This window comes from Massilia sp. PAMC28688, assembly GCF_019443445.1.
Lineage (GTDB): Bacteria > Pseudomonadota > Gammaproteobacteria > Burkholderiales > Burkholderiaceae_D > Telluria_A.
The window spans coordinates 4,603,841-4,623,177 of the sequence record NZ_CP080378.1; the positions used below are offsets into that span (position 1 = coordinate 4,603,841).

Genomic DNA, 19,337 nt, shown 5'->3' on the forward strand with positions numbered 1-19,337 from the left:
AATTAATCGGGTAGGTGTCTCAAGTTATATTGGCACAGGGGGGCCGGGCTCAGGAAAGCGGCGCTAATTAGACGATAGGCTGTGTCCGGTTATACGGGGGCAAGATCAGTGCCATCTGTTCAGCCGCGGGCGCGGGGGCTTCGTCGACTTGTGTGTGACTTAATTTCAGGACGGACGGAGCAAGACGTTGTCGCGCCACTTGCGGAGCCACGCCCGCACATACTAGTGTCGGAGCGCGAGTTCGACGTGTTCACGCGCCTGATGGAGATAGCAAATGGAATTCATCGCCAGAATGCGACAGGCTTGGCGAGGTTGGTTTCCGCAATCTTGGGACCTCTGCAATCAGACCATTTGCTGTCTGTTGCGGAGCGCGTCCAGCATGCTGCTGTCGGAGCAGCCTCGTTAGAACGTCTTTTTTCCCCGGACTACTTCTTTTCCCTTTTCGACCCATCAGACTGCGTACAGCTGCGCCCGGAGGACTACAGCGTCGACCTCGCCCGTGACATCGTCCTAAGCACACCTTGGAACCGCAACTGCTTCGTAAACGCGTTGGCGAACATTGGTTCCGGGCGGAGTTGCGGCACTTGGCGCCAAGATCCGAATCACGCAGTTTCGCTGGTCCTGCCGTGGAGATTTGGTATCGTAATCAATGGCAACCATTCAATTGCAGCTGGGATTCTAGGACGTGAAGGGGTGCTTACCCCATCAGAGGTTCTCGACCTTACGCCACTGCTTAACCGGGTCAGATGTGACGGAAATCATTTCGTCCGCAGGGACTCGGGCGAAAACATAGCTCGGATCCAGAACGGGCGTACGGCAGCGCTGTTCGAGATCGGCAGACTGATGGCCACCGCCCAGCCATCCAGAGGTAGCTAATGAGCCGCGGCACGCGTAGTCTTCCGCTCTCCACTCCAGCACGTAAGATTACGCGTGTCGCCTGCTTAAATTAGTCATTTTGAGTAAATTTTAACGTAGAGATTAGCGCTACATGTGCTTTTGAAAAGTGTGGCCCGTTGAGGTAGAACGGACGCGGTATAGATCTATGCCGGCTGTTGTGGCTTTCTGCTCAGCAGGAACGCGCGAGCTTACACAGCAAGCGCTCTGCAGCTCAATAGGTTAAGCCATATCTTTCAAACTGGAAATAGTTATAATCAAATTGTCTCCTGGGTCGCAATCCAAACTTGTCACGGTGACGCTTTGACGGGACCCCAATTAAAACGCGTAATTCAAACAAGGAATCCCGATGCAAAATTTGGCCGGCCTAGACATTAAACTGAAGTCGATTATAGCGCTGGTCCAAGGGCTGGTAGTTGCCGTGGCTTCCATAGCGGCAATAATTTTGGGGCTGTATCTTGCATATTCCAACCAGGTGGGCTCGGCGGTCACATGTTTGACAACAGGCATTGTCCTGTTCGTTTTCAGCAATTTGCATTTATTTGAAAGCATTAAAGCTCCAGGCATTGAAGCGACGATGCGCACGATCGATGCAAAAGTACAGGAAGTACAGGCTCTCGCTAAGAAGGTTGCGAGCACATCCTCGGTCACCGCTGAGTTTTGTATGGAGATCATGGTCCGCATCGGGAGGATGTCAGGGCCCCTACCTCGATCGCAGGCGCTGCAACTGGTTATGAAGATGCGGAACCAGCTACGGATGCTGGATGTGGAGCGGTGCGTGTCAAGGTAGTTGTCGCATAAAGCAGTCGTAAAGTTGGTGCCTCCTTTGGTTATGCAGCACGCTGCTGGTCAAGCTTAGACGGCGGGTTGAGCCACACTTTGTCAGGCGCCAGCCAAGCCCTCGGCTGTCGTTTCCAACGCAAAGGATGGCGTGCGCACGCTTCGGCGTAGATAGCTTGCCGCTTCGTCAGAATGGCATTCGCAAGACCGCTGTGCCGCTGCTCTGGCGTGACATAGGACAGCCCGCTATGCAGATGCTCGCCGTTGTACCAAGTGACGAATTTGAGCACCCACTGGCGCGCCAGTTCAATGTCAGCAAATCCATGCGGCGGATAGCCAGGGCTGTACTTGCAGGTGCGAAACCAGGCTTCGATATGGGCGTTGTCGTCCGATACGCCAGGGCGGCTATGCGATGGGGTAATGCCCAGCGTCTCCAGCTTGGACTTAAGCGTATGCGCCTTTTGTGCCGAGCCGTTGTCGGCATGCAGCACCAACGGCTTATCACCCCGCCGGTGTTCGCGCCAGCAGGCCCGTTCAATCAACGCAGCGGCCTCGTCGCCACCTTCACATGCATGCACCTCCCAGGCCACCAGCTTTCGGCTAAACAGGTCGATGACAGCGTACAGATAGAAGAACATGCCGCGGACCTGACTGGGCAGATACGTCACATCCCAGCTCCACACTTCATTGGGACCATGGGCAACGTGGCGCTGCGGTTCAGTCTTCGACGCTGCTTTGGCTCGGCCGCGGTGATGCTGCTCTTGCGCCGCCCTCAGCACCCGGTAGAACGAGGACTCGGAGGCGACGTATACGCCCTCGTCTGCGAGGCGCGGCACAATTTGCGCTGGCGGCAGGTCTGTGAAACGCGGCTCGTGGCAAATGGCCAGTACCTGTTCGCGTTCCTGCTCGCTCAGCTTGTGCGCCGGCTCCGGCCGGACCGCTCCGGGCCTGCCGTCGGCACGTACCGCACCGTCCCGCTGCCACCGTTCATAGGTGCGTGCAGTCAGCCCAAGCTCGGCGCAGGCGGTTTTCAAACGTGCCCCGGCCTGGCGGGCCTGCTCAATATCGGCGACCATCTCTTCGCGCTGTGGCAACGCAATCATGCGTCCTCGCCGTCCGTCCACAGCGCTTCGTACTTTCGGGACAGCACGAGCAGCGCTGCCGTCTCCGCCAACGCCTTCTCCTTGCGCCGCAAGTCCTTCTCCAGCTCGCGAATGCGCTTCTTGTCTGTAGCGCGCTCGGTCGTGGCCGCGCCGCCCTGGCCACCCGCGAGCACTGCGTGCACCTCGGCACGCCAGCGTTCCAGCTGCTCCACCAGCAGTCCCTTGCGACGGCAGTACGCGCCTAATTCTGCTTCGTTCAGTGGTGCCGCCTCCAACACGACAGCGAACTTGTCAGCAGCACTCCACTGTTCCGGATTCTGGCCGTCGCCGGGCACAGCACGACCTTGCTCACGGGCCTGTTTTCGCCACAAATACAGCGTGCCCTCAGGTATTCCAGTCAGCTGCGCTACGTCTGCTACAGGTTTGTTGTGCGGCGCCGCCATCAGGCTCAGCGCATGCTCTTTTTTCTCTTGGGTATATCGTGTCATCGTCAATTCCGTCGCCCCTTGGCGAATTAGAACTCCAAATCAATGGAGGCGACAACTATTTTGACAGAGGGGGGGAGGAGGGCACGATAATCGAAATTATGAAGCCCTGGAACGAAATAATCGGAAACGATCTGCTTCGAGTCGCACATGATCGCCTCCAGCAAACAAAGGACCTCATCAATCAGAAACTTTCTGACAAGTTGCGTAACGTCAGTCAGCCGATTGATTCGAATGACCCGCAGTATCAGGCCTACTGCACAGAGCGAGAAAACTTCGAGAAATTGCATGCCCTCACGCTGAACTACCACGACGCCGCTGCCGAAGAAAAAGTGACGCTAATTGAAAATCTCTACGAAAGTATCGCGATCAACTATGGTGATTCATCCATCAGGAGCAAGCAAGTCGTGTTGCAGGCCATTCGCGAAGCAAAGCATTTCATCACGACAGGAAATTTCTTGAATCAATCGTTTTGGCTGGAGCACGACCCTATGAACAGCGATGCGTTGACACTGCGGTAGCTCACTGAGAAGCGCACGGATATATCCCGGCCTATCTGGTTAGGCAACGCGGGTGATCAGGTGACTGAATACTCGCTGCCGGATGAGCCTACTCGTCTGGCACGGGGCGACTGAGAGCTTAATGGACCGACGCCGAGGCTCCTCATACGTTTGCTGCTCCAGTGCTGACGATGTCCGACTTCACGTCGTCCTACTCGATTTAAAGAGTGCTTCAATTGGAGCATGAGCTAACATTGTCAGCCGTACCCAGTCCGAGGCCGACTGCAACAACGGGTTAGGAAAATTTACATAGGAGCCCTAGCGTGATTAATTTCGGAAAACTTGGAAAAGCCAAGGCAACGGCCGTTGCAGGTAGTCTTATCGAGCTGTTCGAGCAGCTCGACAGGAAAGCAACGCATCAGATACTTCGTCCAGTGCAGCACGAGGCCCTGCAGGGTTTGCAGAAGCACGGGGAGGAAGTTGATGTTGTCTTAAAGGTCAGCACGGGGTCTGGAAAAACCTTGGTCGGTTTGGTCTACGCTGAGTCAATGCGGCGGCGCTACCCGGGCGAACCAGTGGTTTACCTGTGTCCGACTGTGCAGCTGATCGGTCAGGTGCTGGAAACTGCTGAGAAAATTGGTGTTTCCGCAACCTCGTTCCCCAAGGACGGTTTCCCGTTTGACGCCCTCGAAGGTAAGAGCGTTCTGGTATGCACCTATGACAAAGTTTTCACGGCCAACGATGTTTTTACCCGGCACAATATCCAGCCAGCGGCGATCGTCATGGACGACGTGCATTCAGGAGTAGAACGGATCAAGCAAAAGCATACGGTTACGCTGCCCGCGGACGCTCACGGTCGCGTCCGTAATATTTTTGAAGCGACCGCGGTAAATTGCGATCCTGCAGTATGGAGGGGGATCCAAAAGGGCGACGGATCGGCACAATTCGAGGTTCCATTCTGGCTATGGCAGCCACAGGCTGCGCACGTTGCAGCGGTACTTGCTCAGTTTGGCGAGGAGCGCGAGCTCAGGTTTACCTGGCGAAATATCGAACGTTACCTCGAGGATGCGCGGTTATGCATCTCGGGCTCGGCCGTAGAGCTTTCGCTGCCGGTCGCACCAGTTGAGCAAAAAGGTGCATATGCCTCGGCGCGACACAGGCTATTCATGTCCGCAAGCATCAAAGATGGCACCGCCCTTATCCGGGATCTGGACTGTAACCCCAAAGCACTCGATCGGGTTATCCAGCCGGAAAGTGATAAAGGGGCTGGTGAACGTATGATTCTTCCGGTTTCGCTTATTGATCCGACGCTATCCAAACAAGCGGTTGCGACTCTCTGCATGAAACTGGCTGAACGCACGAACGTCGTCGTGCTCACTAGCTCAGCCGCTCAAGCAAAGATCTGGCAAGCAGCTGGCGCGACCGCATGGATCGGGGATGACGTTGACACCGCAGTCGGAGTATTGCGTACGAGCGCGAAAGGGCATTTTTACGTTTTCACACAGCGCTTTGATGGTGTCGACCTTCCCGACGACGCGTGTAGGCTGTTGGTCATTGATGGGGTGCCAAGCGGTGATCGTCTATGTGACCAAATTGACGCTGAACGCCTGAAGGAGTCTCCGAGTCATGCCACACGAGTGGTAAACAGGCTTGAGCAGGCACTCGGCCGTGCAGTTCGCTCAAGCGCAGATTTTGCGGCCGTCCTACTAGTCGGTACCGACTTGGCCGCATTCATCGGACGGCGCGATGTCAAGACTTTAATGGAGCCACACACGCGAGAACAAATTGAACTGGGAAAGGACATCGCTGATCAGTTGAAGGAAGGGGGCTCGTCCATCGATGCCATCGCCATGGCCGTAACATCGTTGCTTGATCGCGAACAGGACTGGAAGGATGCGCACAGAGAGCGCGTCGGCGCGGTCGCCAAATCCATTCGCATACCTGGTTTGACTATCACTGAACAAGCGGCGGTAGCCGAGCGTCGGTCATGGCTGGCTGCAAAGGCGCGTAATCATCAGCAGGCCACTAGTGCGCTTCAAGAGATTCTGGATAAACAAGGCCTACACGACGCTCAGCGCGCCGAACTGCTCGTCAGGATGGCGGGCTATGCAGCGCATTTTGACCAGGCGCGTGCTGGCAGCCTTTACAGGGTTGCATTTGAGATCAATAGTCAGATGGCCCGGCCACCCCAGCTGCCCGACAAAAAGTATGTGCAGCTGAAAGAACAGGCCGTTCTCTTCAGCGAAGCAATCGACAAGTTTGACACGCCAGCGGCGGCAGTGGCGGCTCTTGAGAGCCTGCGTGCGAGACTGGCGTACGCAGGAGACGCCCAAGTCGTCGAGCAGGCCCTGTACGAGCTCGGGCGCTTTATTGGAGCGACGGCCAGCCGTCCTGAGAAGGAAACAGGTCGTGGTCCTGATGTTCTTTGGCTCGTCGACGGGCTAGGCTTATGCATCGAGGCCAAGAATGAGAAGATCGCGCCGATCCATAAGTCGGACGCGGAACAGCTTCTGATGAGTACGCAATGGTGTACTAACGAAGCCCGTATTAGCGCCGACTCGGTTATACCTGTTTTTGCAACCAACAGCATGATGGCGGATCGCGCTGAGGATATCGGCTTCGGCCCGCGGGTGCTGGCTGAAATTAAGATCATGGATTTGATCGATCGACTAATCGCACTGGTCAACGCGATATCGTTTGCTGGACCATTGTTCCGCGACCCGGCCGACATCGGCCGGCGCCTGGCCGCCGCTGGAGTTACGGGCCGAGCGATTGCTGCAAGTCTTAATGTGCTGAAGGCTAATGGTTGAGACCATTGTCCTTTGTTCGCTAGGGAAGCACTGATTTAATCGACGAGTTGACTCCGCGCGCCGTTCTGAACTGGCACAATAACGCATCCCACTTTCAGCCTGAAATCATGAAACAAACGACCTTTTCGGATGTCGAATTTGCCGGCAAAAAGAAGTCGACGCGGCGTGAGCGCTTTCTGGCGGAGATCGACGCGGCGACGCCGTGGCCGGCTCTGGTGGCGGGATTGCTGCCGTACTACCCAAAGGGAGACGGGCGTGGACGTCCGCCAATTGGCCTGGAACGCATGCTGCGCATGTACATTGCGCAGCAATGTCTGGGGCTGTCCGACGAGGGCATCGAGGACGCGATTTACGACATCAGCTCGGTACGTAACTTTGTTGGCGTCGACCTCACTCACGAATCGGCGCCAGACGCGACAACGCTACTCAAGTTTCGCAGACTGCTCGAAGACAACGCACTGACCGCCCGTGTGTTCGATGAAATCAAGGCGCACCTCGCCAGCAAGGGTTTGTCGATGCGTGAAGGGACCATCGTCGATGCCACGCTGATCGCGGCACCGCCTTCGACGAAGAACAAGGATGGCGAGCGTGATCCGGAAATGCACCAGTCGAAAAAGGGCAACGACTGGCACTTCGGCATGAAGGCACACGTTGGCGTGGACATGGCTACTGGCTTGGTTCACACGGTCGTCGGCACAGCCGGCAACGTGTCCGACGTGACGCAGGCGCATGCGCTGCTGCATGGCGGCGAAAAGGTTGTCCTGGGCGACGCCGGCTATCAGGGCGTAGCGAAGCGCCCTGAGAATGCTGACAAAGCAATCAGCTGGCACACAGCAATGCGGCCGGGCCTGCGCAAGGCGCTCAAGAAAAACAAGCTGGGTCGCGCGAAAGAAACGCTGGAGCACACGAAGGCCAGTGTGCGCGCCAAGGTTGAGCATTGCTTCCATGTCGTGAAGTGCCTGTTCAAACATCGCAAGACTCGCTACCGTGGACTTGCCAAGAACAATGCGCAGCTGCTCACGTTGTTCGCACTGGCGAATCTGGTGCTGGCCCGCAGGTACCTGGGCAGCGCGCATACCCAAGTTGCGTCCACTGCATGAAAAATAGGGGGCAATCGCTGCTGAAATCTCGATTTGCAGCCCTTGCCGGTCCCGAAGATGGGTCAAGACAGAAGAATCTCGCCGAACAGGCGCCAACACGAAAATCGACCTCAAAACCTGATTAGTTCAGCACTTCCCTAGCACGCTAAGCCAGAAAATCGGGCGCGGAAGTGGTCTTTCCACTGATGATCGCTGCCGTGAGCGGGGAGCGGGTCCCGTTGCAACACCGCTTTTGCTTCAAAGATCCGCTTCAGCGAAATTAGTCGAATTGAGTGATCTATGGCGAACTGAAGCGCAGGCCGTCGGGTAGTTCATTGAGCAGTGTAGACCGCATTCAAACCGCATCTCGATTTGCTAATTCCACCATATCCTGTCCGACTTTTGCTTCGTTCGTTTGCTAAGTCCAGAATTTACTACGTGAACAGTCCGACTTTTGCTTCGCTGCACGCGGACGGAGGGCGTTCGTCCGGCGAAGCGAAACTATCCACAGCCGTTCTCGCCTAAGTCTTTGATTTCTTTGAACTGGCCCGTCTTTTGTTGGCACTTTTCCTTCCTATTCAAATGAAGAGAGTTTGACAATCCCCGGAAGTCGTGTTGTAGTGCGTTCCATCCCCCTACCGGTGGCTTGGAGTGGCAATGGCGACGACAGCTCGGTTCATCAAAGCGGCAGACAATACCAGGCCATACAAGAGCCATCGGTATGACTTGTTCGGTCCAAAAATCCAGCGCATGTTGACACTGTACAGCCTGGCGCAGGTCAATACTTGGCTCCTTCTCGAATCAGATCCCTTAGTCCTATCTTACTGCGAACGGCCGGTAATCGTCCCCGATACGAAGCCGAAAGTTGTGGTCGACTTTTGGGCTGGGTACGCGGGGCGTGACGAGCTGTGGTTGATCAATCGCTCTGAGGAACCCGCCGCCGATATCGATGCGACCTTGCCGGCTTTCGCGCAATGGGCCAAAGCAAATAAATTCAAAGTTCGGCAATTACCCCCATCGGAAGCCGTTCAAGGGAAGGTTTACTTTGATAACTGGGGCGCAATCATTCGCGAACTTTCGGCCAACCGGCGATATCTCCAGCCAGCCCTCTTGAAGTCGGTTCGGGAGGTGCTCGAACAGCAACGCCCTATCGGCGCGCTCTGCCGGCTGTTGCCGGAGGAAGACCCTGTGCTAGTCCGAGTGGCGGCCTATGCCATGCTTCACTCTGGCGTGGCTTCCTGCCCCGATATCGCGACCAGAGAGCTGGGGCCAGCGTCGCTCCTGGAGCTGACATGACTGAATTCGTCTTCGGCCAGATGCCAACTAGCAGGTCGACGTTACCGCAGCATCTCGGCCACGGTCGCATCCGCGATGTTCGCGGCTCCATTGCCCTGCGACTGACGGCAAGTCGGCGGGTCGAGCCACGTGTACATGCCGGACGCTTCTATGCCTGAATTCGCCTTCGACAAGTTACGTTTTAATCGGTCCTCGTTTCCGGAACAACTCAGCGACCTCGCAAGCTGGCCGTCAGTCGATATTTCTGCGCTCTCGGAGGCCGACGCGCTTGTCTTCACTTCGCGCCGCGAGGCAATCGCGCTCTACGTCAACGAGCCGCTACTTCCGATGAGGACGATTCTGGCGAAGACTGGCGTTGAACCAAAGACCGTCTACCGGTTGATTGACCGATGCCTCGCAAAGCATAGCGATGGGCGCATCTTCGGGTTTCGCGCGGCAATCCCATATGCGAGGTTAAAGGAGTACGAGCGCGTGCACTCCATCAACCGCGCGCAAGGTTCGCAAGGCGTTGGCCTTTCCGGTGCGTTCGGCCTCCTACTTCAACAATACCCCTCGCTGGGGGAATACTTGTTGATGGAAGCGAAGAAGCGCCACACGCCGATTACAGGCGCCAACGAAGTGCGCAGATCAATCACGCGCATTCACAAGCGCTTCCTCGAGGAGTGCCGCGCCGTAGGGATCAAGCCGAACGAGTATCCGTTGAATCAGGAACTTGGCGGAAAGCGCTCGCTTTCGGACTACTTCCGGCGCTATGACAGCCGCAATTTCGGGGCGGCCGTAAAAAGCAAGAGCGGTGGGCGCGTGCGTCCCGTGGCGCCGGAGAACATGGAGCAAGCACCGCCGGCTACACGCGCTTTCGAAGTCGTGGAGTTCGACGGCCATAAGATTGACCTTCGAGTAACGGTGCGCTACACCGATCCGCTGGGATACGAACATCTGCTCGAACTGACCAGGATTTGGATCCTCGTTGTGCTGGATATCGCCAGCCGCGCGGTTATTGGATACAAGCTTGCATTGTCGAAGGAGTACAACAAAGACGACGTCGCCGGCGCATTCCAGGCCGCACTAACGCCGTTCAGACCGCGCACCTACAAAATTCCAGACCTTGCCATTCGGAAGGAGGGCGGCTACCCGTCGGCTGTCTATCCAGAAACCGCCCATGCATGCTGGGAGTGGTTGCGGTTCGACGGCGCGAAAAGTCATCTCGCAATCGATACGCTGACAAGGCTGACGCAGATCGTCGGCTGCTGGCCCGACAACGGCCCCGCCGGCGAACCGGATGAACGGCCATTCATCGAGCGTTTCTTCGCTGTGATCGCCAAGAATTTCGCACACCGCCTCCCCGGGACAATGGGGAGCGACCCTAAATCTATCGAGAAGGCTCTGAGCGATCCGAAAGGGGACCTTAGTCTGCTGGTGGAACTGGACGAGCTCGAAGACATGATCGAAGTGGCCGTTGGCGACTATAACGGCCATGCACACGATGGCGTTTCCGGGCGCACGCCTCTTGAAGCCATGGGGCAATTGCTGACGCGAAATCAAGGCTTCCTGCGCACGCTGCCGGTGGTAGTACGCCAGAACCTGTGTCTGCTTCAAGAGGCGCGGGTGGTAACGATCGTTGGAAGTGCCCAGTCTGGCGTCCGGCCGCATATCAACTTTCTCGATGCCCGCTACACCAGCAATATCCTCTCCAACAGCGCCGGGCTGATCGGAACAAAAATACGCATCTACTTTGATGTTCGCGACATCCGAACGGTCAAGGCGTTTTTCGAGGACGGCGCCGAACTAGGCGTGCTGATGGCTGCGGCGCCCTGGTGCTACACCCCTCATTCCCTGCGCGTGCGACGTGAGATTACGCGACTCAGGCGGCTCGGAAAACTGAGATACAAGGATGGCGACGATGCCGTAGAGGCATGGGAAAAATATAAGTGGTCATTGGCGAAGAAAAACAAACGAGCTGCCACTGACCTGGCCAAGGCGCAAACCGAAAACAAGCAACTGCCGCCAAAGCTGCCCGTACCTGCGCCATCGCTACCGTCACCGCTTGTGCCGGCCACCACCGCGCCCACCGACGACGCCGCAGGTACGCCTGCTCCTTCGGGCAGCACCAACACCAACACTACGCCCGCTCAACCGCCCCAAGCGCGCGCGTTAAAAATAAAACGCACCATCACTTTCTAACGTAGAGGGGAACTCCATGGCTGTCACCTACAACCGCCCAGTACCGTTCGACAGCCATCCGGTGGTCGAACAGACGTACATCGTTCCGACGCCCTCCATCGAAGAAATGTATCTGCGCGTCAAAAAGCTGATTCGGCTGCGAATCCCCGGTGGCATCATGTTCGCCCACCCCCGCTTTGGCAAGACATACGGCATACGCTATGTGATGAGTGTCCTCAAGGAGGACTTTCCAAAGGCCGTTATGCTCAGTTTCGGGTGCCAGATGAAGAAGAATCACTCCGAAGACGCTTTCTTTTCGACGCTGCTCGCCGCTGCGGGCCACCCCGGCGCGCTGACAGGAAATATAACCAAAAAGCGATCAAAGCTCACCGATAAAATCATGGAACTGGTGGACCATTCGGGTCTTAAATGGCTGGTGATGTTCGCCGATGAGGCCCAGCGCCTCGATATCATCGAATACGAGTGGTTGCGCGACGTACACGACGAACTTGAGCGTCGCGGCGTGCGCATGATCACGCTGCTCATTGGCCAACCGAGCCTGCTCAACCAGAAGAGCGCGTTCCGCATTGGCGGACAGACCCAGATCGTTTCGCGTTTCATGATTGACGAGATGCAGTTTCGGGGACTGCTCACAGCCGATGATCTTGCCACCTGCCTGGCCGGTTACGATGATGCCTATTTCCCCGCCAAATCCGACTGGTGCTATACACGATTTTTCCTTCCTGCCGCCTACAGCACAGGATTTCGACTAGCCAATCAGGCCGCAGTCTTGTGGGAAGTTTTCATGGAGGCCCATGAAAACGCGCGCTTCAAGCATGATACCGAGATTCCGATGCAGTACTTCTCCCGCACTGTCGAAATCGCTCTGCTGGAGAACTACCAGCATGACGATTATGAATTTGTCCTGACGCCGGCGATGTGGCGTAGTGCGGTTGCGGACTGCAACTTCGTATCGGCCCAGGAAGAGCTGCGCATGGCCATGCTCGACGAGTGAAAAAAACATGAAGCGAGCCAGAATCGTTGTCGAGACACCGTACGTCATCCCAAGTGCCTGGTGCTGGCGGGACGACTGGAACACGGGCTACGACTCCCCTTATGGCTTGTTTTCAAAATTTGCAAGGCTCAACGCCATGGGCGCGCGCGAACTGGCAGAGGTCTTTATTGATCGGGACTGCGGCAAACGCGGCTCCATCGTGCGGTTCCCGAAGGTTGACTTGCGTTCGAGCGCGCTGTTCGACAAGGCGGCATTCGCCAAGCATTTGCGCCTGGACCCTAATGCAATTGAGCATGCATTCGTCGTCGAACGACTGGTAAACCGGCGGCGCCGCTCCAGTGACGTCTTGCGCTGGTGCGCGAGGTGCGCCCGCTACGGATTTCACTCAGCCACGTATCAACTTGATTTGATCAGCGCCTGTCCCGTTCACAGCCTTGCGCTGCGCTCGCGCTGCCCGCGCTGCCGTTCTGAGATCCCTTACATTCTTACTCACGCCGTGTTCGCCGAACCGTTCTGCTGCCCGTCGTGTTCCTTCGACCTTGCTCCCAGTCTGCGCGAGGTGCGCCCGCCCTCGCTCAAGCTGCGCGGGAAGGAGGAGGGGTGGATTGACAACTTGGTGAGCCTCTTCGTCGCCGAGGACGAGATGGTACCAGTGAGGCTGGAACTGAACCGCAAGCGCAAGTTTCTCGGCATCGGGGAGTTCGCGATATCGCACGCGGACTGGCGCCGCCTCGAGTCCGAATATACCGGTTTTGTTCGGCAAGTGGTCGGGGTGCTCGAGGCCGAGCGCCCGGGCGTCCAGCTGGTGCTCCCTTTGGGGCCGCTCTCGGTGTCAACCAAGCGCTTTAGCGGGAAGACCAAGCTAATCCAGGTGAAAAGTGTCAGGCGTTACAAGTCAGACGACGTTCCGATCGATCAAAAAACGTCGGCGCAAGTAAAGCGTGCGTGGGATGGCAAGATGCGGGCAAGCTACGCCGTCTATAGCGGCGTCAGGCGTTCCCTGTGGCGCCATGTCGTGCATGATCACCAAACGTGCATCACAAGCGCGGCGGCGCATTTCTGGTGGAACATGGACGGCGAGTCAACCGCAGCATTTTGCCCGGTTGCCGAAGCATTTATCCGGTGGCGCATGCACTGGGAATCCTGCGGAACGCCCCGCTACTTATTTGCTCCCATGCGAAAAGACCCCATGGGGCTCGGCGCATGGCTGGGCGCCGAGGCCCCGATCTGCCCTCCCGGGTGGACCACGGACTCGGAGCAGTGGGTGTCGGATCACGTTCTTGGAAGCCACTGTCTGGGCAGTTTCTGGGAGTTTCTCGAAAAAGCGATCGCCAACGCGAAACGCAACAAGATCGCCTGGAGCAAGCATTCCCATACGGGGCGCTACACTTCTTATTGGGCGGTGACCGGCCGTGACACGAGAGCGTGCCCGGTCCGCATTTACGAGCAGGTGCGGCCCCCGTCCGCTCTCGCCGCGGTGCTTGCCAACCTTTCCCATAACGATCAACACCGAAAAGATCATCAGTCTCTTCTCGCGGCGATTGTTCGATAAGTTCAAGATCGTCGTTCGGCGTAAAAGCCAAATTTTCGGCCCCGGGAAGTGAGCTGCCGGAGCGGGGCCGGTAACCCAGTGCAACCGCTCACATTGCTCGGCTCTGCTCGTCCTTATCCCATATTAGTTTGGTCGGCAGCTGTTTCATGAGAATTGACCTGGGTTATCGGATGAGAAGTGCGGTGGGGCGAAAGGCAAACAACGGAAATCGGCAATCATGTCAACCACCGCATGGATCGGCGGGCCACGATCTCAAACCGGCCATTATGGCCTAAGAAGTTCGAACGTCTCTACGCTAAGCGCTATTGCAATTTTCTCCACATTATCTAGGGAAATATTGCGTACTTCGCGCTCGACGTGAGCAATGAAGGTCCGGTGGAGATTAGCTTCAAACGCCAGCATCTCTTGTGTCCAATTTCGTTCCGCTCGCAACCGTACTAAGTTTTTCGCCAAAAGTGCGCGAGCGCGCGGCCGATCTAGCGTTGTTGAGCTTGTGCCTATCTTTACCATAACCACAAGTTTCAGCGGAGAGAGCTTTTAAGTCAGCCGCGTTTGAGTCACAATGTCGAGTATTTTTCGCTGCCCGCTGCCCGCTGCCCGCTGCCCGCCGCCAGACGCGATAATGAGCGCGCCAACGGCAATTCATTCTCTTCGGTGGGCATCGGACGTCGCACAGCAAGCCGCCGTTCGCCCCCTACAATCACGACTCGCTCATACCATGTCATTTACAAAAATCAGCGAACTCACCGCCACCGAGTTTATCGGCCTTGCGTTCGCCCAGTTTGGCCACCGCAGGTATACCATCGCCGTCCTTACACACTATCTTTCTTCAATCCTTGCCGATTCTTTCAAGGTAGGGCACGTAAAGGATGTCGAAGGTCTGAACCGGATTGCCTTGGAGAACGGACTTGTCCGCATGTCGGAGGGGAGGAACGGTGGGGTTGGGTTTGAGGTCACCGAGCAGGGTGTAGAGGACGCTGCGGAAATCGAACTTCCCCGCAGCAAGTTCGAGCAGCATGCAGTAATGCATGAAGAGCGAAGCCGTGAGGCAAACGCCAACGCTGGACCAGTGTTCGATGCGTTGCTCCGCGCCGCTCCGGAGAAGGACGTGCACGGTCGGGCCTTCATCGAAAAAGTTTTAAAACATTGGCTGACACACGGCTGGCTATCAAGCAGACAGGTGGGAGCAATCGCACGGATTGGTGCGCGGTACGGCCAATTTATCCAAGAGCGGCACTATATTGGAAACGCCCTGGAAGTGTGGACCACCCCGTATGTTCAAAAGCTAAATGAGCAGCGGGCAGCTGATCAGGCCGCCTATCATGCGCGGATCCTTGTGGAGCGTGAGCGAAAGGCAGAGGAGGAGCGAACAAAGATGGCAGTTCGGGACGAGAATCGCAGGGCTCGAGCCGCCATCATGGAAATCGAAATGGCCGGCGGCTTGGCCGAGCTAGATGCTTTGGTATCCGCCGTATTTCCGAATGCCAACGGCAAGAAGGCCGCGAAGGCATTGGCATTTGTCGGAAGTGGCTCGAAAGAACTTCGAGCTTGCACCGCTATGGTGGCTTTTTGTCAGCCGCCTTCATCGGTGTGGAAACCGTCTGGGAATAGGCAGCAACCTGACGCCCAATCCGATGTGTGGAAGACGCTTGTCGCGCATGAATCATGCCGGGCAATCATTGAGCGCCATGAACGCGCAGGCATCTTAGCGAAACCCGGCATCGGTGCTGCAGACGGCAGCGAACAACAAGAGCTGACAAGTGTATGAAAACAGAAATTGACGAGAGCATAGATTTAGCGATAGTCCCGTCGTGCAAACACGAGCATGTGACATGGAACACTCGACTGCCCGTTTTGGAGCAAGCGGAAATTATGGGGGCTCTACGAGCGGCCGGGTTGCCGCTTGCATATATGGAGGCCAGTGAAGGGGAGAGTCCTCGGAGTGAGATAGTTTGTGTCGCGGAAGTGCGTGAAGAGGTGGTCCACGCGCTGGTGGCCACGCCTTCGGGGCTAGTCTATCGTTTCCAGCCAGCGCCGTTCGAACTCACATTTTGGGCTTTCGCCGCGCGCCATTATTATTGGGTTACGTTTTCATTGGCCGATCGGGCGCACGTCAGTACCCTGACCGGTGTTCCCGTAAAAACGATGAAGGGCCGGACGTTCTCGCGTTGTAGCTCAGGCTTGAGCAATGTCCCGCTTAACGCACTTTTAGCCGAGCTGAACGCGGCAACACCAACTTTGCCACGCCTTGTGGACCGGTATATGGATTCAGACCACATCGTTCGAACAAAAAGCCTGATCGGTGAGACCCCCGGCAACGCAGGTAGATCCGCCGTCGGTTGATTAGTCAAGAATTATACCCAGCCAATAATTCACAATAATTCTATCGAAGCCTCGTTATTGCGTTGCTTGCCCGTCACGTTAGCGCGTGAACGCGACTTTTTTTAGACAAAAGAGCATGACGCCTCCCGGACAATCCGACGAAACATTATTTAATAATAAATATTGATATACTATTGCTGCGATCCTATGGGGCCGAATAAGTTCACGACAAAGGCATTATGAGCGCACTACTGACCGAAAGAATCGCAACGGCTCTCGCGCAGTTTGCCAGCGGAACCCGGTTATACGCACTGCGCGTGGGTGACCGCCCCGACGGAAGCGATTCGGTCGAGTTCCTGGTGGAAGCTTTCGCCGCCGACGACGCCGTGCAAGGCATCGGCGGGCGCGACGTGATCGTGGTCTCCACCGATGCCCACATAGCGCTGGTACCCTTATTGGGTCAGCCGGCCAGCCTGGAAGTGAGCTTGGCCGACGGTACCCGCACCAGCTTCGCCGGCGACATCAGCGAAGTGGCCATGTTGGGCAGCGAAGGCGGTCTGGCGCGCTACCGCCTGCGCCTGTCGCCCTGGATGTGGCGCTTGAGCCAGGTGCGCAACAGCCGCGTCTGGCAAGACAAGACCGTGATCGAGATTGTCGAAGACGTGTTCGCGCCGTACGGCGCCGTGGTTAAGTGGCGCTGGAGCGACGAGACCGGCCCGTTCATGGCGATTGGCATCCAGACAGCAACGGGCCGCGTCGAACAGCTCCACCCGAAGCGCCTTGAGCGTTTCGGCGTTGATGCGTTCTTCCATCGTGCCGTTCGCGCTGGCGGGAGGCCTGTGGCTGCTGTGGCTGCTTGGGCATAACGTTTCGGTGGCCAGCGAAGTCGGCATCATTGCGCTAGCCGAGGTGTCGGCCGAGTTCGGTGTGGTCATTGGCGCGGGAACCAAGTCCGAGGTTAGGCAGCTGCTTGCTGCCCCGATGCTGGGCGGCATGATCAGGGCGTCGTTGCTGTCAATGTCCCTGGTGCCGGCGGTGTACATGATGTTGTTCCGGGCGCGCCTGCACATGCGGTCGTCCTAACCTGCTAACCAACCCCGGTAGCATTCAGAATCGGATCGGGCGTTTTCACTGTTGGCAGTACGTGACAAGGTGCCGGTGCGATGCCGGCCAGGTAACCGCCATTATCGCCAGCACTTACGGTAGGGAGGCTGTGCGGATTTTCGGTGCCTTGATAACAGGCACGTGACTGGCACATTACTTTCTTGTTATTTATGCGGTTTTAGCCGTACTGCCATGCATTACCAATGATCACGCGCTTGCGAAGCGTTATTATTGGCATCTCACTCCGAAGGCACTTTTTATGCGCTGGCTCGTGACTTTAATTCATGGGCAAGACAAGTTTCAGCTTTAGCGCCGTACGGTTACGAATACACGCTGGCTTGCTTTAAAAGTTTGCAGCGGCCCGACGTTACTTTAATGGGAAGTTTCAAAATACGACCTATTACACGGACAAACAAGAAGGGAATTACTGTGAATACGAAGAATTTCGTTCTCATCCTCAGCCTGGCAATCGGTAGCGTGGCAACTAGCTTGGCGTACGCCCACGCCAAAGTGGAAACCGCCGAACCGAAGGCCGACAGCGAACTGAGCCAGCCGCCGAAAGAGATCAGGCTTCATTTCAGCGATACGCTGGAACCTGCCTTTACCAAAATTGTCTTGTTCGATGCTAAAAACGTCGCGATCAAACTGCCGAAAGCGGTTGTCGATAAAGCCGACGCCAAGACGGTGTCGGCCCAGCTTCCAATGCTTCGCGCCGGACAGTACCTGGTCCGCTGGTCAACCATGACCCGCGACAGCCACAAGGTGAAGGGGGAATACCGCTTCAAGGTCAAATAGCATGGTCCTCGACGTGCAACTGGCGATCTACAGTTCCACCGTCGTGCTCAATCTGGCGTTGGCAGTGGCCGTCGGCGCTGCCATGGCGGCGATGTGGCTCGCTAGCGGCGCGACCCCCTGGTCTTTGGCGCAGCTTCGCCGCGCGCGTCCGGTCCGCATCGGTGCGGCCATGGCCGCCCTCGCGGCTATGGGTTCGCTGCTACCGTTCGTTTCCGCTTTCATGGCCGAAGTGCCCGTCGCTGAGGCCGGGGATGCGATGGGCGCGATGCTTACCGATAGCCATTTTGGGCTGGCATGGAGAGTAGGCATGGGAGCGCTGCTGGCAGCTGCGCTGGCGGCGGCCGTTCCGGTATCCGGCCAGCGGCTGCGCAACTTGGCGCTAGTGAACCTGCTTGTCCTGGCCGTGGCGCTCTACTCGCGCAGCATGGTGAGCCATGCTGCGGCGGACGGGGATCTGAGCGTGGCCATCGTCCTGGACTGGATGCATTTATGTCTGATCAGCGTCTGGGTGGGCGAAGTATTCATCGCCGGTTTTGTTACCCTGAACGGCATGGTTCCAGATTACGCGGCCGGGCGTGCGGAGGCTGCGCGCTACGTCGAGCACCTGTCGTCGTCGGCCACGTTCGCGCTGGGCGGCATCTTCGCCACGGGTCTGTTCAGCGCTTGGCATAACCTTGGCGGTATCGCGGGCCTAGCCGGCAATGTCTATGGCAGCGTACTGCTGTTCAAACTTGCGCTGGTGGTGCTTGCAGCTTTGCTGGGAGGTTTCAACCGCTTCATCGTGATGCCGTCGCTGCTTGCCAGCTTGCGCGAGCCGAACGCCGGCGCGCCCGAGGCGCTGCGGCGCTTCAGGCTCATCTTGCGTATTGAAGCGCCTGTGTTGCTCGCCGTCCTGGTTGCCGCTGCCATTTTGAGCGCGACACCGCCGCCCACTGCTGCTTAGCGATTTATTACAGCCCGAAACCGAATGAGAGGAAAAATGCAATGAGGAACAACTTTGTACTGTCAGTCTTGCTCGCCGTGGCATCCATGCAGGCCTTGGCGGCGCCCGCACCTGCGGCCGTTGACGCCAACGCCTCGCTGGCCGCATTCCATGCTGCGCTGGCAAGGGGTGACAAAGAGGCCGCTCTCGCCCTTCTCGCGCCGAAGGTAGCAATTTACGAGTCCGGCTACGTTGAAGCGTCGCGCGAAAGGTATGCACACCATCACCTGGGCGGCGACATTGCATTTGCAAAGACGTCGACACGCAAGGTGCTCAGGCATTCCGAAAAAATGGAAGGCAATACCGCGATCATCTGGGAGGAAACGGAAACGACCGGCACCGCCGGTGGCAAGCCTGTCCATTCCTTCGGGACGGAAACAGCCGTCTTGGAAAAGACCGGGGACCGATGGGTGATCACGCACGTACATTGGTCGTCGCGCATGGCTAAATAATCTTCCGA

Annotated in this window: 19 protein-coding genes; 17 read left to right on the forward strand and 2 right to left on the reverse strand. The window is 57.1% G+C overall.

Annotated features, from left to right (window positions below):
- The first annotated feature begins 246 nt into the window (after positions 1-246).
- Positions 247-876 carry a DUF6710 family protein gene (locus tag KY495_RS24415; RefSeq protein ID WP_374040967.1) on the forward strand — a complete coding sequence of 210 codons (630 nt, stop codon included), beginning with the start codon at positions 247-249 and terminating at the stop codon, positions 874-876.
- Positions 877-1,243: 367 nt separating this feature from the next.
- The gene (locus tag KY495_RS20520; protein ID WP_219881151.1) at positions 1,244-1,684 is read left to right on the forward strand and encodes a hypothetical protein; all 441 of its coding nucleotides are present in this window, start codon (positions 1,244-1,246) and stop codon (positions 1,682-1,684) included.
- 40 nt (positions 1,685-1,724) lie between these two features.
- Here KY495_RS20520 and KY495_RS20525 read toward each other — a convergent pair.
- Positions 1,725-3,265, reverse strand: a protein-coding gene (locus KY495_RS20525; RefSeq protein ID WP_374040953.1) for an IS3 family transposase whose coding sequence is annotated in 2 segments (ribosomal slippage) — positions 1,725-2,809 and positions 2,809-3,265 — 1,542 coding nt in all. Because the reading frame shifts where the segments join, the coding sequence is not laid out codon by codon here.
- Here KY495_RS20525 and KY495_RS20530 point away from each other — a divergent pair.
- The 8 genes from KY495_RS20530 to KY495_RS20565 all read left to right on the forward strand — a co-directional run bounded on the left by KY495_RS20530 (position 3,259) and on the right by KY495_RS20565 (position 13,674).
- Complete coding sequence (locus KY495_RS20530; protein ID WP_219881152.1) at positions 3,259-3,783, forward strand: hypothetical protein; 525 nt, start codon at positions 3,259-3,261, stop codon at positions 3,781-3,783. The two genes, KY495_RS20525 and KY495_RS20530, sit on opposite strands and share 7 nt — an antisense overlap.
- Before the next feature lie 302 nt (positions 3,784-4,085).
- A complete protein-coding gene (locus KY495_RS20535; RefSeq protein ID WP_219881153.1) occupies positions 4,086-6,572 on the forward strand; it encodes a DEAD/DEAH box helicase family protein in 2,487 nt (828 codons plus the stop codon).
- Between the two features lie 107 nt (positions 6,573-6,679).
- The gene (locus KY495_RS20540) at positions 6,680-7,672 is read left to right on the forward strand and encodes an IS5 family transposase (protein WP_219881154.1); all 993 of its coding nucleotides are present in this window, start codon (positions 6,680-6,682) and stop codon (positions 7,670-7,672) included.
- Between the two features lie 636 nt (positions 7,673-8,308).
- Positions 8,309-8,947: a hypothetical protein gene (locus KY495_RS20545; RefSeq protein WP_219881155.1), complete on the forward strand. Its 639-nt coding sequence runs from the start codon at positions 8,309-8,311 to the stop codon at positions 8,945-8,947.
- Positions 8,944-9,105, forward strand: coding sequence for a hypothetical protein (locus tag KY495_RS20550; protein ID WP_219881156.1), 162 nt, complete (start codon positions 8,944-8,946; stop codon positions 9,103-9,105). Before KY495_RS20545 ends, KY495_RS20550 begins: the two co-directional genes overlap by 4 nt.
- A complete protein-coding gene (locus KY495_RS20555; RefSeq protein ID WP_219881157.1) occupies positions 9,098-11,128 on the forward strand; it encodes a hypothetical protein in 2,031 nt (676 codons plus the stop codon). The genes KY495_RS20550 and KY495_RS20555 overlap by 8 nt, the downstream gene beginning before the upstream one ends.
- A 16-nt stretch (positions 11,129-11,144) precedes the next feature.
- Complete coding sequence (locus tag KY495_RS20560) at positions 11,145-12,122, forward strand: ATP-binding protein (protein WP_219881158.1); 978 nt, start codon at positions 11,145-11,147, stop codon at positions 12,120-12,122.
- 7 nt (positions 12,123-12,129) lie between these two features.
- Positions 12,130-13,674 carry a hypothetical protein gene (locus tag KY495_RS20565; protein WP_219881159.1) on the forward strand — a complete coding sequence of 515 codons (1,545 nt, stop codon included), beginning with the start codon at positions 12,130-12,132 and terminating at the stop codon, positions 13,672-13,674.
- Between the two features lie 264 nt (positions 13,675-13,938).
- On the opposite strand, the gene KY495_RS24250 is transcribed toward KY495_RS20565, so the two are convergent.
- Positions 13,939-14,184, reverse strand: a complete 246-nt coding sequence (locus KY495_RS24250) for a helix-turn-helix domain-containing protein (protein ID WP_219881160.1) — start codon at positions 14,182-14,184, stop codon at positions 13,939-13,941.
- Positions 14,185-14,392: 208 nt separating this feature from the next.
- On the opposite strand from KY495_RS24250, the gene KY495_RS20575 reads away from it, so the two are divergent.
- The 7 genes from KY495_RS20575 to KY495_RS20605 all read left to right on the forward strand — a co-directional run bounded on the left by KY495_RS20575 (position 14,393) and on the right by KY495_RS20605 (position 19,329).
- Positions 14,393-15,442 (forward strand): hypothetical protein, encoded by a 1,050-nt coding sequence (locus KY495_RS20575; RefSeq protein WP_219881161.1) that lies wholly within the window; start codon positions 14,393-14,395, stop codon positions 15,440-15,442.
- Entirely contained in the window at positions 15,439-16,017 is a 579-nt protein-coding gene (locus KY495_RS20580; RefSeq protein WP_219881162.1) for a hypothetical protein, read from the forward strand. The genes KY495_RS20575 and KY495_RS20580 overlap by 4 nt, the downstream gene beginning before the upstream one ends.
- A gap of 218 nt (positions 16,018-16,235) precedes the next feature.
- Positions 16,236-16,862: a contractile injection system protein, VgrG/Pvc8 family gene (locus tag KY495_RS20585; protein ID WP_219881163.1), complete on the forward strand. Its 627-nt coding sequence runs from the start codon at positions 16,236-16,238 to the stop codon at positions 16,860-16,862.
- Positions 16,795-17,079: a hypothetical protein gene (locus KY495_RS20590; RefSeq protein ID WP_219881164.1), complete on the forward strand. Its 285-nt coding sequence runs from the start codon at positions 16,795-16,797 to the stop codon at positions 17,077-17,079. The genes KY495_RS20585 and KY495_RS20590 overlap by 68 nt, the downstream gene beginning before the upstream one ends.
- A 450-nt stretch (positions 17,080-17,529) precedes the next feature.
- The gene (locus tag KY495_RS20595) at positions 17,530-17,895 is read left to right on the forward strand and encodes a copper resistance CopC family protein (RefSeq protein WP_219881165.1); all 366 of its coding nucleotides are present in this window, start codon (positions 17,530-17,532) and stop codon (positions 17,893-17,895) included.
- Between the two features lies 1 nt (position 17,896).
- The gene (locus KY495_RS20600; RefSeq protein ID WP_219881166.1) at positions 17,897-18,838 is read left to right on the forward strand and encodes a copper resistance D family protein; all 942 of its coding nucleotides are present in this window, start codon (positions 17,897-17,899) and stop codon (positions 18,836-18,838) included.
- A 41-nt stretch (positions 18,839-18,879) separates the two neighbouring features.
- Positions 18,880-19,329 carry a DUF4440 domain-containing protein gene (locus tag KY495_RS20605; RefSeq protein WP_219881167.1) on the forward strand — a complete coding sequence of 150 codons (450 nt, stop codon included), beginning with the start codon at positions 18,880-18,882 and terminating at the stop codon, positions 19,327-19,329.
- Positions 19,330-19,337 lie beyond the last annotated feature (8 nt).

What these genes read in the sequence shown, in the direction of transcription:
- KY495_RS20540 (WP_219881154.1), top strand. Translation starts at nt 6,680, where the DNA reads ATGAAACAAACGACCTTTTCGGATGTCGAATTTGCCGGCAAAAAGAAG.
- KY495_RS20580 (WP_219881162.1), top strand. Translation starts at nt 15,439, where the DNA reads ATGAAAACAGAAATTGACGAGAGCATAGATTTAGCGATAGTCCCGTCG.
- KY495_RS20545 (WP_219881155.1), top strand. Translation starts at nt 8,309, where the DNA reads ATGGCGACGACAGCTCGGTTCATCAAAGCGGCAGACAATACCAGGCCA.
- KY495_RS20550 (WP_219881156.1), top strand. Translation starts at nt 8,944, where the DNA reads ATGACTGAATTCGTCTTCGGCCAGATGCCAACTAGCAGGTCGACGTTA.
- KY495_RS20520 (WP_219881151.1), top strand. Translation starts at nt 1,244, where the DNA reads ATGCAAAATTTGGCCGGCCTAGACATTAAACTGAAGTCGATTATAGCG.
- KY495_RS20560 (WP_219881158.1), top strand. Translation starts at nt 11,145, where the DNA reads ATGGCTGTCACCTACAACCGCCCAGTACCGTTCGACAGCCATCCGGTG.
- KY495_RS20585 (WP_219881163.1), top strand. Translation starts at nt 16,236, where the DNA reads ATGAGCGCACTACTGACCGAAAGAATCGCAACGGCTCTCGCGCAGTTT.
- KY495_RS24250 (WP_219881160.1), bottom strand. Translation starts at nt 14,184, where the DNA reads ATGGTAAAGATAGGCACAAGCTCAACAACGCTAGATCGGCCGCGCGCT.
- KY495_RS20605 (WP_219881167.1), top strand. Translation starts at nt 18,880, where the DNA reads ATGAGGAACAACTTTGTACTGTCAGTCTTGCTCGCCGTGGCATCCATG.
- KY495_RS20590 (WP_219881164.1), top strand. Translation starts at nt 16,795, where the DNA reads ATGCGTTCTTCCATCGTGCCGTTCGCGCTGGCGGGAGGCCTGTGGCTG.
- KY495_RS20555 (WP_219881157.1), top strand. Translation starts at nt 9,098, where the DNA reads ATGCCTGAATTCGCCTTCGACAAGTTACGTTTTAATCGGTCCTCGTTT.
- KY495_RS20575 (WP_219881161.1), top strand. Translation starts at nt 14,393, where the DNA reads ATGTCATTTACAAAAATCAGCGAACTCACCGCCACCGAGTTTATCGGC.
- KY495_RS20600 (WP_219881166.1), top strand. Translation starts at nt 17,897, where the DNA reads ATGGTCCTCGACGTGCAACTGGCGATCTACAGTTCCACCGTCGTGCTC.
- KY495_RS20565 (WP_219881159.1), top strand. Translation starts at nt 12,130, where the DNA reads ATGAAGCGAGCCAGAATCGTTGTCGAGACACCGTACGTCATCCCAAGT.